The 14,509-nt window shown below is 69.7% G+C and carries 14 protein-coding genes and 3 pseudogenes; 7 read left to right on the plus strand and 10 right to left on the minus strand.

All coding sequences use genetic code 11. From position 1 onward, the window contains the following. The first annotated feature begins 57 nt into the window (after positions 1-57). A pseudogene (locus LNW72_RS32665) lies at positions 58-770 on the plus strand (flavodoxin family protein). 443 nt (positions 771-1,213) lie between these two features. On the opposite strand, the pseudogene LNW72_RS41765 reads toward LNW72_RS32665, so the two are convergent. Further along, positions 1,214-1,753 (minus strand): annotated as a pseudogene (locus tag LNW72_RS41765) (CoA-binding protein); the annotation flags it as partial. A 108-nt stretch (positions 1,754-1,861) separates the two neighbouring features. Further along, positions 1,862-2,359, minus strand: coding sequence for a GNAT family N-acetyltransferase (locus LNW72_RS41770; RefSeq protein ID WP_250978658.1), 498 nt, complete (start codon positions 2,357-2,359; stop codon positions 1,862-1,864). Positions 2,360-2,591: 232 nt separating this feature from the next. Between LNW72_RS41770 and pflB the strand changes: the two genes are divergently transcribed. From pflB to LNW72_RS32695, 4 genes are all read left to right on the plus strand, one after another. After that, complete coding sequence (pflB, locus tag LNW72_RS32680; protein WP_250978659.1) at positions 2,592-4,853, plus strand: formate C-acetyltransferase; 2,262 nt, start codon at positions 2,592-2,594, stop codon at positions 4,851-4,853. After that, positions 4,850-5,578 carry a pyruvate formate-lyase-activating protein gene (gene pflA / locus LNW72_RS32685; RefSeq protein ID WP_250978660.1) on the plus strand — a complete coding sequence of 243 codons (729 nt, stop codon included), beginning with the start codon at positions 4,850-4,852 and terminating at the stop codon, positions 5,576-5,578. Before pflB ends, pflA begins: the two co-directional genes overlap by 4 nt. Before the next feature lie 161 nt (positions 5,579-5,739). Continuing rightward, entirely contained in the window at positions 5,740-6,228 is a 489-nt protein-coding gene (locus LNW72_RS32690; protein ID WP_250978661.1) for a universal stress protein, read from the plus strand. 49 nt (positions 6,229-6,277) lie between these two features. Further along, positions 6,278-6,769 carry a DUF5994 family protein gene (locus tag LNW72_RS32695; RefSeq protein WP_250978662.1) on the plus strand — a complete coding sequence of 164 codons (492 nt, stop codon included), beginning with the start codon at positions 6,278-6,280 and terminating at the stop codon, positions 6,767-6,769. 67 nt (positions 6,770-6,836) lie between these two features. On the opposite strand, the pseudogene LNW72_RS32700 reads toward LNW72_RS32695, so the two are convergent. From LNW72_RS32700 to LNW72_RS32725, 6 genes and pseudogenes are all read right to left on the minus strand, one after another. Beyond that, positions 6,837-7,316 (minus strand): annotated as a pseudogene (locus LNW72_RS32700) (putative PEP-binding protein); the annotation flags it as partial. Between the two features lie 59 nt (positions 7,317-7,375). Beyond that, the gene (locus LNW72_RS32705; protein WP_250980406.1) at positions 7,376-8,119 is read right to left on the minus strand and encodes an HAD-IA family hydrolase; all 744 of its coding nucleotides are present in this window, start codon (positions 8,117-8,119) and stop codon (positions 7,376-7,378) included. A gap of 77 nt (positions 8,120-8,196) precedes the next feature. After that, positions 8,197-9,213: a type I glyceraldehyde-3-phosphate dehydrogenase gene (gene gap, locus LNW72_RS32710; protein ID WP_250978663.1), complete on the minus strand. Its 1,017-nt coding sequence runs from the start codon at positions 9,211-9,213 to the stop codon at positions 8,197-8,199. Between the two features lie 99 nt (positions 9,214-9,312). Next, on the minus strand, positions 9,313-9,936 hold the full coding sequence (locus tag LNW72_RS32715) for a hypothetical protein (protein ID WP_250978664.1): 624 nt from the start codon (positions 9,934-9,936) through the stop codon (positions 9,313-9,315). A 198-nt stretch (positions 9,937-10,134) separates the two neighbouring features. After that, complete coding sequence (locus LNW72_RS32720) at positions 10,135-10,716, minus strand: hypothetical protein (RefSeq protein ID WP_250978665.1); 582 nt, start codon at positions 10,714-10,716, stop codon at positions 10,135-10,137. After that, positions 10,713-11,222, minus strand: a complete 510-nt coding sequence (locus tag LNW72_RS32725; RefSeq protein ID WP_250978666.1) for a flavodoxin domain-containing protein — start codon at positions 11,220-11,222, stop codon at positions 10,713-10,715. Before LNW72_RS32725 ends, LNW72_RS32720 begins: the two co-directional genes overlap by 4 nt. A gap of 450 nt (positions 11,223-11,672) precedes the next feature. On the opposite strand from LNW72_RS32725, the gene LNW72_RS32730 reads away from it, so the two are divergent. Together LNW72_RS32730 and LNW72_RS32735 are read left to right on the plus strand one after the other, a co-directional pair. Further along, positions 11,673-12,041 (plus strand): metalloregulator ArsR/SmtB family transcription factor, encoded by a 369-nt coding sequence (locus LNW72_RS32730; RefSeq protein WP_250980407.1) that lies wholly within the window; start codon positions 11,673-11,675, stop codon positions 12,039-12,041. A gap of 286 nt (positions 12,042-12,327) precedes the next feature. Further along, a complete protein-coding gene (locus tag LNW72_RS32735) occupies positions 12,328-12,495 on the plus strand; it encodes a DUF6126 family protein (RefSeq protein ID WP_250978667.1) in 168 nt (55 codons plus the stop codon). Between the two features lie 350 nt (positions 12,496-12,845). On the opposite strand, the gene LNW72_RS32740 is transcribed toward LNW72_RS32735, so the two are convergent. Both LNW72_RS32740 and LNW72_RS32745 read right to left on the minus strand, forming a co-directional pair. Then, positions 12,846-13,235, minus strand: a complete 390-nt coding sequence (locus LNW72_RS32740) for a CBS domain-containing protein (protein ID WP_250978668.1) — start codon at positions 13,233-13,235, stop codon at positions 12,846-12,848. Between the two features lie 34 nt (positions 13,236-13,269). Then, positions 13,270-13,632, minus strand: a complete 363-nt coding sequence (locus LNW72_RS32745) for a metalloregulator ArsR/SmtB family transcription factor (protein ID WP_250978669.1) — start codon at positions 13,630-13,632, stop codon at positions 13,270-13,272. Positions 13,633-14,509 lie beyond the last annotated feature (877 nt).

Genomic DNA, 14,509 nt, shown 5'->3' on the forward strand with positions numbered 1-14,509 from the left:
GGTTTGCCTGGTGGAGTGGTGCAGAACTCTGCCCATCCGAGAGCGGAAGGCACACGCATGCCGGACACTGCACCCTCCTACACCGACCTGCGCGCCCTGGTCATCAACTGCACGCTCAAGCGCTCCCCCGAGCGCAGCAACACCCAGGGTCTGATCGATGTCAGCCGCGGCATCCTGGAGCGGCAGGGTGTCGCGGTCGACGTCGTCCGCGCTGTCGACCACGACATCGCCACCGGTATCTGGCCCGACATGACCGAACACGGCTGGGAGAGCGATGATTGGCCGGTCCTGTACAGCCAGGTGATGGGCGCCGACATCCTGGTGCTCGCCGGGCCGATCTGGCTGGGGGACAACTCCTCGGTGATGAAGCAGGTCATCGAGCGGCTGTACGCCTGCTCGTCGCTCCTGAACGAGGCGGGTCAGTACGCGTACTACGGCCGGGTGGCCGGCTGATCACCGGCAACGAGGACGGCGTCAAGCACTGTGCGATGAACGTGCTCTACAGCCTGCAGCACCTCGGTTACACCATCCCGCCGCAGGCCGACGCCGGGTGGATCGGCGAGGCCGGCCCCGGCCCGTCCTATCTGGACGAGGGCTCGGGCGGCCCGGACAACGAGTTCACCAACCGCAACACCACGTTCATGACCTGGAACCTCCTCCACCTGGCGCGGATGCTCAAGGACGCGGGCGGTATCCCCGCGCACGGGAACCAGCGCTCCGAGTGGGATGCGGGCTGCCGCTTCGACTTCGAGAACCCCGAACACCGCTGACCGAACAGGATCCTGGCGACCGGTCCGGCGAACAGCCTGACGATCGGTATCGGTGGTTCCGGCGGCGTGCTCGCCTCGACTCTGTTCATCGGTGCGATGCTCGGCGCTGCCACGGCCCGGCCGTCCACGGCCTGGGCCAATACACGATCACCCTGTCCCTGCTGCTGCAGCATGGCCGCGGTGTCGCGGAGTTCGCCAAGTGTTCGGGTGGCGATGACTCCGGCTTGGGTGAACGGCGCCTGCCGGGTCGTGGCCGGGACGTCACGGTCGCACTGCCGGCGGCGGCCGAACTCCGACCGGGGTGCGGGCCGCCGGTGTCGACGGTCAGGACCGGCATGCGGCGGGCGACCCTGCGCGCGCGGTACGGGAGAAGCCCCGCGGGTTGCCGAAGGATTCCAGGTGCAGAACGGCCAGATCGGTGCGGCCGTCCCCTCCCACCACTGCAGCAGGTCGTTGCCGCTGACGTCGTACGTGTCGCCGAGCGAAGCGAAGGTGGACACGCCGATCCCGAGCCGGGACACCCCGGCGAGCAGCGCGATCCCGATCCCGCCGGACTGCACGCCGACTCCGGCCGTCCCCGGCAGTGTCCGGTGCGCGGCGAACGTGGCGTCCATCCCGACCGGCTCCTCGGTGTTGGTGACGCCCATGCTGTTCGGGCCGGCCAGCCGAAGCCCATAGCGCCGGCAGACGGCCAGCAGCTCGGCGGACTGCTCGGCGTCGAGCCCGGTGGCCAGGACCACCAGGGCTCGTACGCCGGTAACTCCACACTGCTCGGCCGTCGCGGCCACCTCGGCGGCGGGCACGGCGAGGACCGCGAGGTCGACGGGGTGGGGGAGAGCGGGGACGGACGGGTAGCAGGGGATGCGCTCGACGGAGTGGGCGTGTGCGTCCACCGCGCGCAGACGACCGCGGAATCCGGCACGGCGCAGGTTCTTCAGCACCGCTCGTCCCACGGACCCCGGCTCATGGTCTGTGCCGATCACAGCGATGGATTCCGGGCGCAGCAGCGCTCGCAGACTGGTGGAGGCCGCGGTCCGGCCGCGGGTGTCGACCGCGGCCCGGCAGTACTCGTCCGGTTCGAGCCGGATGACTCAGTGCACAGCGGTGCCGTCGAAGTGGCGAACGGTGTTCAGCCCCAGATCGGCGAAGACCTTCAGCACGGGATGGTTGTCGGCCAGTGCCTCGGCGGTGAAGGTGGTGATTCCGTCCTGTCCGGCTCGGTCGACGAGATGCTCCAGGAGCAGGGTTCCCACGCCCTGGTGGTGGAGGTCGTCGGCGACGGTCAGGGCGATCTCGCGGAGCAGGGGTCGGTCCCGGTCTCGTACTCGGCGAGGCCGACGACCTGTCCCGCGAGCAGGGCCAGCAGCGCCCGGAGGCCGGGAGTGTGAACCGCAGACGCGGTCGGCGGCCTGCCGGCCGGCCCGGCGGCTCGCTCCGAAGAACCGGAGCCGCAGATTCTCGGCCGACAACCGGTCGAACAACCACCCCACGGCGGCATGGTCCTCCGGCCGGGTGGGCCGTATCTCGACGGTCCAGCCGTCGGCCAGCAGCGCGTGGGTCTCCTGCACGGGGTGTGCGGTGTCCGTCATCACGGTCCCTCTCCTCGCGTTCCGTTCCACGATCCTGCCGACGGTGGGCAGCGCGCAGGGGCTGGCCGGGGCAGCCGCGAGGGCCGTTCCGGCCCTGATCGGTGCGGAGGTCCCGACAGCTGGGCGTCGGGCAGGGCCGAACGGCTGCTCCGCGGGGACCGGCGGACCCTGGGCGCCCTCTCGTCGGCGAACGAGCATGGAGACACCTGAACTGTGAAGGAGTGAGGCGACGATGACTGTGACAACGCCATCCACCATGGGCGTGTCCGATGCCGCGTGGCGGGGGTTCTCCGGCCGGTCCTGGCGCGACCGCATCGACGTGCGCGACTTCATCCAGACCAACTACACGCCGTACGAAGGCGACGCCTCGTTCCTGGCGGGACCGACGACACGCACCCTCGCGGTATGGCACAAGGTCTCCGCGCTGTTTCCCGAGGAACGCCGCCGGGGTGTCCTCGACATCGACGCCCGGACGCCTTCGACCATCACCTCGCACCGTCCCGGTTGGATCGACCGGGAGCGTGAGCTGATCGTCGGTCTGCAGACCGACGCCCCGCTGAAGCGGGCGATCATGCCCAACGGCGGCCTGCGGATGGTCGAGAACAGTCTGCGCGCCTACGGATACGAGCCCGATCCGTTCGTCACGAGGGTGTTCGGCACCTACCGGAAGACCCACAACGCCGGGGTCTTCGACGCCTACACCCCCGAGATGCTCCGCGCCCGTAAGGCCGGCCTCATCACCGGCCTGCCCGACGCTTATGGCCGGGGACGGATCATCGGCGACTACCGGCGAGTCGCCCTGTACGGCACATCCCGGCTGATCGAGGTCAAGCGTGCCGAGCGGGCCCTGCTGGACGCCCGGCCCTCCACATCCGACGTCATCCGCGACCGGGAGGAGATCGCCGAACAGATCCGCGCGCTGGGCGAACTGGAACAGATGGCGGCCTCGTACGGCTGCGACGTCACCCTCCCGGCAACCACCGCCCACGAGGCCGTCCAGTGGCTCTACCTCGGCTATCTGGCGGCGGTGAAGGAGCAGAACGGCGCCGCGATGTCGTTGGGCCGCACCTCCACGTTCCTGGACGTCTATCTGGCCCGGGATCTGGCCGAGGGACGGATCGACGAGAGCCGCGCCCAGGAGCTGATCGACGACTTCGTCATCAAGCTGCGCATCGTCCGGTTCCTGCGCACCCCGGAGTACGACACCCTGTTCTCCGGTGACCCGACGTGGGTCACCGAGTCCATCGGCGGCATCGGCGACGACGGTCGGCCGCTGGTCACCCGCACCTCCTTCCGGTTCCTGCGGACCCTCGCCAACCTCGGGCCCGCCCCCGAACCGAACCTCACGGTCCTGTGGTCCCCGCGGCTGCCCGAGGCCTTCAAGCGGTTCTGCGCTCAGGTGTCGATCGACACCAGCTCCATCCAGTACGAGTCCGATGAGCTGATGCGCCCGCGGACCGGTGACGACACCGCGATCGCCTGCTGTGTCTCGGCGATGGCGGTCGGCAAGCAGATGCAGTTCTTCGGCGCCCGGGTGAACCTCGCCAAGGCCCTGCTGTACGCGATCAACGGCGGCCGGGACGAGATGACCGGCGTGCAGGTCGCGCCGGTGTCCACTCCGTTGACCAGCGAGTATCTCGACCATGACGAGCTGACCGCCGCGTACGACCGGATGCTCGACTGGCTCGCCGGCACGTACGTCAACGCTCTCAACGTCATCCACTACATGCACGACAAGTACGCGTACGAGCGGCTGGAGATGGCGCTGCACGACCATCCCGTGCAGCGCACCATGGCCTGCGGAATCGCCGGCCTCTCGGTGGCAGCCGACAGCCTGTCGGCCGTCAAGTACGCCCGGGTGAAGGTGATCCGGGACGACACCGGACTGGCCACGGACTACGAGGTCGAGGGCGAGTACCCCGCGTACGGGAACCACGACGACCGGGCCGACAGCATCGCCGTCGACCTGGTGAACACCTTCATGGCCAAGCTGCGCCGGCATCCCACGTACCGGGGCGCGGAGCAGACCCAGTCGGTGCTCACCATCACCTCCAACGTGGTCTACGGCAAGCACACGGGCAACACCCCGGACGGCCGTCGCGCAGGGCTGCCCTTCGCGCCCGGTGCCAACCCCATGAACGGCCGCGACCGTCACGGGCTCGCGGCCTCCGCCCTGTCAGTGGCCAAGATCCCGTACGAGCAGGCCCGTGACGGCATCTCGCTGACCTCGACGATCACCCCGGAAGGGCTCGGGCACGACCCCGCGGAACGTGCCCGCAACCTGGTCGGCATCCTCGACGCCTTCACGGCTTCCGGCGGCTTCCACATGAACGTCAACGTTCTGGACCGAGCCACCCTGGAGGACGCCATGGAGCATCCGGAGAAGTATCCCGAGCTGACCATCCGGGTCTCCGGGTACGCCGTCAACTTCGTCCGCCTGACGCGCGAGCAGCAGCTCGACGTGATCAGCCGCACTTTCCACGGTGCGCTGTGAGCACCGGCCGGATCCATTCCTGGGACCTGTCCACGGGCGTGGACGGGCCCGGCACCCGGTTCGTGCTCTTCATGAACGGCTGCCCGCTGCGCTGCTCGTACTGTGCCAACCCCGACACCTGGAAACTGCGCGACGGGCGCAGCATGTCCGTCGACGAGGTGATGGAGGAGATCGCGAAATACCGCTCCTTCATCGACACCGCCGGCGGGGGAGTCACGCTCAGCGGAGGCGAGCCGCTCCTGCAGGCCGACTTCTCCGCCGAAGTCCTCCACGCCTGCCACGAGATGGGTCTGCACACCGCCCTGGACACCTCCGGCGCTCTGGGCGCCCGCGCCGGTGACGCGCTGCTCGCCGACACCGACCTGGTCCTGCTCGACATCAAGTCCTTCGACATCGAGGCCTACCACCGGCTCACCGGCGGCCACCTGGCCCCCACCCTGAGCTTCGCCGGACGGCTCGACCGGCTGGGAATCCCGGTCCGGATCCGCTATGTGCTGGTGCCGGGCCTGACCGACGACCGGGCCGCGGTGGACGGCCTGGCCGCCTTCGTCGCCGGCCTGGACAACGTCGAAGGGGTGGACGTCCTGCCCTTCCACACGATGGGCACCCACAAGTACGACGACCTCGGCATTCCCTTCGTGCTGCGCGACACCCCCGCACCGGGGCCCGCGCTCCTGGAACGGGTGCGAGGTCAGTTCCGGGAGCACGGCGTGCCGGCCGTGTAGATCGGCGGCAGGGACGTTCGGCCCCCCGGAGGGACCTGCAAGGCCCCTCTGTATCCGTTCCTGGGCCTGTGAGGCTGGAAGTGAGCGGGAGACCGCACATCACTCCATGGCATCGCGCGACTTCCCATCGACCGCGGTCCGACGACTCTCCGGAGGGCTCCATGTCCGACACGAGCGCGAACTCTTCTGACCGCCCCATCGTGGTGGGTACGGACGGCTCACCGACCGCCCGGCACGCCGTGCTTCTCGCGCTGCGCGAGGCACAGCTGCGCGGTACCGGGCTGCGGGCCGTCTGCGCCTACGACTACGGGCCGGACCGCTACGCCGGCTACGAGTGGCTGACCGCGTCGGACAACGCCGGCCTGTACGTACAGCTGCGGGACATCGCTGAGCAGGCGGTGACCGACACGGTCGCCGAACTCCAGAAGGAGCTCGGCGGCACACCGGTGGAGGTGGAGGTCGTGGTCGAACCGGGTCGCCCGTCGCAGGTGCTGCTGGAGGCCAGCGCGGATGCCTGTCTGCTGGTGGTCGGCTCCCGGGGTGCCAGCTCCTGGGGGCGTCTCAGGCTCGGTTCGACCAGCACCGAGGTCGTGCACCACGCCCACCTTCCGGTACTGGTCGTCCCGGGCGACGTGCCCGACGCCGCCTAACTCCGTTCACCACGACGCCGGGTCGCTGACCCGGGGACAGGTTCACATCATGACCACCACCAGCTTGTTGCAGGCTCCGCACCCGGACCTGACCGCCACCCCCGAGGTCCGGATGCTGCTGAAACCGCAGTGCGCCGACCGGGGGATGGTGGACGGTGCCTGGTGGCCGCGCACACGTGACCTGGCCCGTGAACTGCCCTCCCTGGTCGCGGTCCTGGACGAGCGCTGGGGCCGGATCACCCGGGTCGCGGTGAATCCCCACAGCTGGCCGGAGATCCCGAAGAAGGTGCCCGCGGGAATCCATACCGTGAGCGTCGGATGGTTCGACGCCGAGCAGGACCCCGACGATCTGCTGCTACTCTCCTACACCGTCGGGCGCTGGGACCTGCTGATCGTGCCGCCGGAGTGCGACCCCGAGCGCGCCTCCTGGCTGATGTGCACCGCTGCGGACGGGGACAACCGGCAGAGCGTCCGGGAGCTGATGGCCGACCCGCGGTCGGTCCGGCACACCACCCACGCGGCTCCGTGGGAAGCCCTCTGAGGGCGACAGCAGTCGACAACAGCCGGGACCGGCCTGCGGGCCGGCCCCGGCTGCAGCGGCTCCGGGGCTATGCGCCTTTGTCCTCGGGCGAGTTCACGCGCAGTGCGGCGCGTCCGGACTCCAGTCGGGCGGCCGGGAGGCGGAACGGAGAGCAGGAGACGTAGTCGAGGCCCGTCCGCTCGAAGAAGTCGATCGAGTCGGGATCGCCGCCGTGCTCGCCGCAGACGCCGATCTTGAGGGCCGGCCGGGCCGCACGGCCTTCCCGTACCGCGATCTCCACCAGGCGGCCGACACCGTCCCGGTCGATCGTCTCGAACGGCGAGGCGGCGAAGATGCCCTGAGCGAGGTAGGTGGCGAAGAAGGACCCTTCCACGTCGTCGCGGGAGGATCCCCAGGTGGTCTGAGTGAGGTCGTTCGTGCCGAAGGAGAAGAAGTCGGCCTGCTCGGCGATCCGGTCGGCGGTCAGGGCGGCTCTCGGAAGCTCGATCATGGTGCCGATGGGGCACGTCACCGTCACTCCCGCGGAGAGGGAGACCTGTGCGAGGAGGCCGGCTGGTCGAGTCGATGATCCTGGCCGACAGGAGGCTCGTCGGAGGCCGGAACGCCTCAGCTTCCTCCGCCGGTCAGCAGTTCGGCCAGGTCGCGGACGACGATGCTCGCGCCGTGCTCGCGCAGGTCGGTGGCGCTGGTCGGTCCTGCGGTGCGGTCGACGCCGACCACCAGGCCGAAGCCGCCGCGGCGGCCCGCTTCCACACCGGCCAGCGCGTCCTCGATCACCGCCGCTTCCGATGCCGGTACGCCCAGCCGCTGGGCGGCTTCCAGGAACAGTGCCGGGTCGGGTTTTCCCGCCAGTTTCAACCGGGCCGCCTCCTTGCCGTCCACCACGGTCCGGAACAACTCCCGTACGCCCGCGCCCGCGAGGAGTTCGGGCGCGTGGCGGGAAGCGGAGACCGCGGCGCACGGGACGCCGGCGGCGTGCAGCGCGTGCAGCACCCGTACGGTGCCCGGCCAGGCGGCGATGCCCCCCGCACGCAACTGCCGCGTGAACAGCTGCTCCTTGCGGGCGGCGACCGCCTGCACGGTGCCCGTTCCGGGCGGGTCGTCGGGGTCGCCCAGGGGAAGCCGCAGGTCGCGCGAGGCGAGGAAGGCGGCCGCGCCGTCGAGCCGGTTCCTGCCGTCGACATAGCGCCGGTAGTCCTCCACCGGGTCGAACGGGTGGTCGTGTCCCGCTGCCCGCAGGCAGGCGTCGAAGGCGGCCCGCCATGCGGCGGCGTGCACCCGGGCCGAATCGGTGATCACCCCGTCGGTGTCGAACACCACAGCCCGCACCGACCTGAGGACCGGCAGCATCGGTGACGCCGCTGCCGCGTCGGCGTTCTCTTCCGCCAGGAGGCTCGGCCGTCGCGCCGCGTCGCTGCCCTCCGTCGTCACAGCCGGGCCGCGACGTAGGTGGTGAGGTCCAGCAGGCGGTTGCTGTAGCCCCACTCGTTGTCGTACCAGCCAAAGACTTTCACCAGGTCACCCTGTGCCTGAGTGAGCCCCGCGTCGACGATGCACGACGCCGGGTCGCCGATGACGTCGCGTGAGACGATCGGCGCGTCGGTTACTCGCAGGACGCCTCGCAACGGCCCCTCGGCGGCCTCGGCGAATGCCGCGTTGACCTCCTCGGAGGTGACGTCCTGCCGGAGCAGCACCGTCAGGTCGGTCAGGGACCCGTCCTCCACCGGAACGCGCACTGCGACGCCTTCCAGGACTCCGGCAAGTTCGGGGAGCACGATGCCCACGGCGTGGGCGGCGCCGGTGCTGGTCGGGATGATGCTCACGGCGGCGGACCGGGCGCGCCGCAGGTCCTTGTGAGGACCGTCGAGCAGTGCCTGGTCGTTGGTGTAGCCGTGGACGGTGGTCATCATGCCCTTGATGATCCCGAAGCGTTCGTGCAGAACGTGGACCATCGGTACGACGCAGTTGGTGGTGCAGGACGCGTTCGAGACGATGTGGTGCCGGCCGTTGTCGTAGTCGGTCTCGTTGACGCCCATGACGACGGTGAGGTCCACGTCCTTGGCCGGCGAGGAGATCAGTACCTTGCGGGCTCCGGCCTTCAGATGCAGCGCTGCCTCGTCGCGGGTCCGGAAGCGGCCGGAGGACTCGATGACGATGTCCACCCCGTAGGTACCCCAGGACAGTTCCGACGGATCGCGGACCGCGGTCACCACGATGCGCCTGCCGTTGACCGTGATCGACTGCTCGTCGTGGCTGATCGCCCGTCCGAGGCGTCCGAAGGTCGAGTCGAACTCCAGCAGGTGGGCCAGTGTCGCGGCCGGGGCGATGTCGTTGATGGCCACCACCTCGACCGGGGCGGTGCCGGCGTCCGCCCGGTCCAGGACACAGCGCAGGTAGTTGCGCCCGATGCGGCCGAATCCATTGATGCCTACACGTATGGCCATGATGACGTCTCCTCGTTCGGTCGGTGATGGTCCGTCGTGTCCCGCCGGGTCGTGCGACGCGGCAGGACGCAATGGTGCTGGGCAGGTGTCGGGTGGGTGTCAGAGCAGCCAGCGGTGGTCGCGGACGACCGGCAGGCGGGCCCAGATCCGGCCGAGGCCCCAGACGGTGCCGGCGGAGGCGAGGGCGAGGGCGATCATGACGGCCGCGTAGAGCAGGTGGTAGTCGACGAGCGGGTTGCTGGACATGCTCAGCGAGCCGTCGGAAGCATGCCGGGCCGGCGGCCATTCCGCCATCCACATCAGCCCCATCATGGCCGTGCCCGCCACGGCGGCGAACCGCAGTGCGACCCCGGCCGTCAGGGCCACTCCGATGCTCAGCAGACCGAGCATGAACAGCCAGTTCGCCCAGCCGGCGCCCGCCCAGGAATGGAACGTGGACTCCATGGGGCCGGCCGAGACCCCGCTGAGGAAGCCCTTCGTCGGCGAGCCGCCGTCGACCCAGCCCTTGCCGGACGAGGTCGCGTAACCCCAGCCGAACGCCTTGTCGAGGAAGGCCCACAGGAAGATGAACCCGGTCAGGATGCGGACGCCGGCGAGGACCCGTGTGCTGGTCGACATCGCGGCGAAAGCCTGCGACGTACCGGACGCCGCGGTGGCACCGGCCCTGCGCCGTGCCGGCAGGTGGAACCCGGTGCGCTGCTGCGGGTGCTCGTGGACTGCCATGATGGCCATCCCTTCCGGGATCTGGAGGAGGGACGCGGCAACCGCGTCCGGTCCCAATGTGCCGTCGTCGGGAGCGGGAGCGCAGGGGCCCGCAGTCCCGACGACCGGGCCGAACGTCCCTACTCCGAGGGCCCGTTCAGCCGACCGGGTACGTCAAGTCCGACCTGCCAGATGCTGGCGTTGAGGCGCGGTTCGTCGTCACACCGGACGCCGGCCCCACTCAGGAGCGGTCAACGCCCACGCCCGTTCCCATTCCCCCATGCGCCGCCGATCGGCACCCCGGCGGACCAGCCCGCGCACCATGACGATTGCGAATGCCGAGCAGACGGCGCCAAGCGCACCACCGACCCACGTCAGCGACATGAGCTCCTCGCCTGCTACGGGCGCCGGAACCTGCTGCCCGGTCCGGTCCAGCCACACCGTGGCTCTCGAACCGCGCAGACTTCCGGAATCCGCCTTCACCGTGCCGGTCCCCACGGTTCCGGCGACACCGGTCCAGCGCACCTTGACGTCATAGTGCACAGTGCCGCCGCCCACTCGCGGAACCGCCCCCGGGGCGTTCTCCAGCAGGACCGCTGCCACGGGGTGCCGCGACGCCCGCTGCTCCCTCGACGCCTGGACACCGGCGGTGTGGGCGGCGCGGCCGGCGGTGAAGGCGGCCGCGGGCAGAAGGAGCAACAGCGCAAGCGCCGTTACCAGGTTCACCCAACTCTCGATCACGTCCGAGCGACGGCACAGCGGATTGCTCCGCCGCTGCCGCCACCACAGTTGCTTCTTCACGGTGTCGCGACCTCCTTGACCAGTTCGCGTGCGACACCGCGTGCCCACAGCCGGATCTGCTCCGGGTCGCGGAAGTCACCGCCCCGGCCGGACTTGACGATCATGCGGGCGATCCGGCCCTTGGCGCCGTCCTGCAGGCAGCCGCCGAAGGTGAGGTGTCCGCGGGCCTTGAGACGGTCGACGAGGCGCTGGACACCCGGCACCGGAGGGATCAGGCCTTCACGGGCTGTGGCGTCGAGAGGCCCGCTGCTGAACAGCCAGACGGGCCGCTCGGTCAGATCCGCCTCGTGGTGCCAGGCGAAGCGGACCGCCTCACGGCGCCACCGGCCCGCGTACAGGGCGCCGCCGAGGACGACAGCGTCGTAGGGGCCGACGCTCTCCACCTCACCGACAGCCCGGGCCTCCGCTGCCAGACCCTGCTCGCGCAGCGCCTCGGCGATCATCGTGGCGATGCCCGCAGTGGAGCCGTTCTTCGATGCATACGCGACGAGTACGCGTTCGGTCATCACAGGTCTCCTGACAGCTTTCACAGCCGGCCAATTCGGTGCGGCGTGGCAGCGCGTTCCGACACCGAGGTCGCCGGTGGCCGGCGGACCGGCTCCGTTCCAGCGTGAAGTCCGCGAACCCGCCGGGGGAGGGGCCGCAGGGCCCTGCCAAGGGCCCGACCGGCCCCCCATGAACCCTGGCGGGCGGGCCGGGTGACCAGCAGGCCCGCCCGGCCGGCCCAACATGACTTATGCTTGAAGAGTTCTTCAATTTGGCATTTAACGGACTGCGTAATGGATGAGGATCGAGTGGCGAGGTGTGACGAGGCCATGCATCGACGTGAGGTGTGAACAGGTCGACTCGCGTGGCGTGAGGGCGGCGGCCGGAGGACGGGAACGCTGCCCAGCGTTCGTGGCGGAGCTCGGCGCAAGCGAACGCTGCAGAAGGTGGGAGACGAGACGTTGCTGAACGTGCAGATTCCGCTGTATCAGGCGAAAGCGGAGTTCTTTCGAATGCTGGGGCATCCGGTACGCATCCGTGTGCTGGAGCTCCTCCAGGATGGGCCCATGCCGGTTCGGGATCTCCTGGCCGCAATTGAGGTTGAGCCGTCGAACCTTTCGCAGCAGTTGGCTGTTCTGCGACGTTCGGGGATCGTGGTCGCCAGCCGTTCGGGGGCAACCGTGAACTACGAGTTGGCGGGCGCGGATGTGGCGGATCTGCTGCAAGCCGCACGGCGGACCCTGGGGCAGTTGTTGGCGGGCCAGGAGGGTCTGCTGGCAGAACTTCACGCGGACCAGGAAGCGGATGCCGCCGTCAACGGGGATCAGGTCATCCGTTGAAGCGTCGTAGCGGAGCGTCGGCAGGCCAGAGCAGGTCGTCGGTCAGCTGGTCTGCGAAGCCTTCCGCAATTGCGCAGCACGGTCGGCAGCCGTAGAGATCGCGCTCGCTGTCCATGTCGTCATGTGCCACCAATCCTGTGCGGGGCCGCGAAGTCGGTGTGTTTGCCGTACGTGCTGCAGAGGCGGTATGCCCCGCGGATCCGCCCAGGCCCGCAGAAGCGAATGCCAACGCGCCCGACGGGGTTGACCTCGGACGCTCGTTCCCGCAGACGAATGGAGACCGGATATGACAGGCGAGACGACAGGTGGGCTCCACGCCAGCACTGCGGGAAATGGAAGCGAAAAATACAAGGAGAAAGCAGTCGTTCTGCGAGTGATGGTCTACGTCGTCGCGGGGCATCTTTTTGCCGGATTCCTCTGGCTGCTCTTCTACCTGGGGGCCCACTCGCACTGATGAGTCAGTCAGGCTGGGGCGTTGCCGCGACGGTTCGGTGCAGCGGTTCGGCCATGCTCCGTGTCATGGTCCGGTGACCAGGGTTACGTCGGTGTGCTGGGTGCGGCTCCTGCCCGGGTCGTGGCGATGCGGCCTCCGTGACTCGCCTGGTGTCGCGGATCCCGCGCCGCAGACTCATCCAGGCCCTTGCCTGTCAATTGTTAGCAACTATGGGGCCTGCGGAGAGCGCGAACTCTAGGCGGCATGTTGCGGGCCGTAGGGCTCAATTCCCTGCCCGGGCCGCAGGTTGGCCACGGCATGGCGGGTGAGCGTTTCTTCGGAGGGGCCTCCAGTTGCTGCGCCGGTGGCCGTCACGCCGCCGTCCTCGGGTTTGGACCGAGGGTGAGGACGCCGAGCGCAAGCCCGTCGTCGTCCACGACGGGCCACACGGCCAGTGACCTCTCGCGCATGGTGGCCTCGGCCTCGCTGAGGGGCATGTCGGGGCGGGCGAAGGGGCTGCAGTCGTGGGGGATGTCGCGCACGCGGGTGGCCTCGGTATACCAGGGCTGGGCGCTGTGGGCGGTGAGCTGATCTCGGGTGACGATGCCGGCGCAGTGACCCTCGTCGTCGCGGATGAGGACGTGGTCGGTGCGGGCGCCGTGGAGCACGGCGAGGGCTTTGTCGATGGTCGTGTGGTCGCTCACGTGCAGCGCGGGGAGCGCCATGGCGTCGGCGACGGTCGGGCGGGCGGCAGCGGTCATGGTCGGCTCCGCAAGGTTCGGGCCCGCGGGCCGGTCAGGAGGGTCCGGGAGGCGAGGTGGTCAGGGTGGGATTGGTGGCACGGAGGTCTTCCAGGAGCTCGGCCTGGCCGGCCAGGACGCCGCTGAGGATGGTGCGGGCGACCGTCAGGAGCTCGGCCACTTGCGGGCTGGTGAGCCGGTAGTAGACGGTGGAGCCCTCTTTGCGGGTTACCACGAGGTTCGCGCGGCGCAGTACGGCGAGTTGCTGGGAGAGGTGGGCGGCTTCGATTCCCACCTCGGGCAGCATTTCCGCCACCGCGTGTTCCCGCTGGCTGAGCAGTTCCAGCACGCGGATGCGGACCGGATGGCCGAGGGTTTTGAAGAAGTCGGCCTTGAGTTGGTACAGCGGGGCGCTCACGTGGGCCGCCTCCAGGGTTCCGGGGCCGGGTCCCGGCACATGGTCGGTGGATTCCGGGCAGCAACGGCGTGCGAGCACCCTGTCCTGACCCGGGCGAAGCAGGGAACTGATCTCTTGCCGACTTTAGCAATTCCATGCTGCTCTCCTGGTTCAGGCGGCGCGCGAGGGCCCCGCCTGCCGCCGCGTTCCGGTGTCCGCGGGCTCCGGAACCTGGGCAAGAGCCGCCAAAGCGACATCCAGGTCGGGGAAGACTCGGTCAGCAGCGGGGTAGGGCGACCTCGGAGCCCGCACAGCGCCAAACCGGCGGGCGCCGCAGCCAGGATCGCGGCCTCTCCGGCCGGGCTCCAGCCCATCAGCCCGGACATGTCCAGCACCAGCGTTCCCGTGGTTCGCGCCCGGGCCCAGCCGACCGCTCCGGTGAACCGGTCGGTCACCCGCCGGCCCAGATGGCCGTACAGATGCAGCACGCCGGTGCCGTAGCACTCTTCGAAATTCCACTCCATGGCTACTTCCGCCCCCGTCCCTCACCGCTGGGGATCGCACCCGCACGGCCGGCGGTGGCCACCGGTTGCCCTGCTGCCGGGTGCCCGTCGCGAAACCGCCCCACCCGTGTCGGCGGGAGCCATCCCGGCCAGGGGTGATGATCACCGCCGTCGCCACCGGCTTCGCCGTTCTCATGCGGCGGCATCACGTGAGCGCCCCGGCCCGCACGGCGTGCGGTGGTGGAGAACGGGTGCAGCATGCGGTCGTTCCCGCACCGCGGACAGCGGCTGCTCCCGTCGAGGGCGGCGGGCCTGCAGCACAGGGTGCAGGCGGGGCAGAGCAGGACCGGGGCTTCGTCGCCGCGGATGGGTGTGATCCGCATCCGCCTCTTCAT

This window comes from Streptomyces sp. RKAG293, from assembly GCF_023701745.1.
Taxonomy (GTDB): Bacteria; Actinomycetota; Actinomycetes; order Streptomycetales; family Streptomycetaceae; genus Actinacidiphila.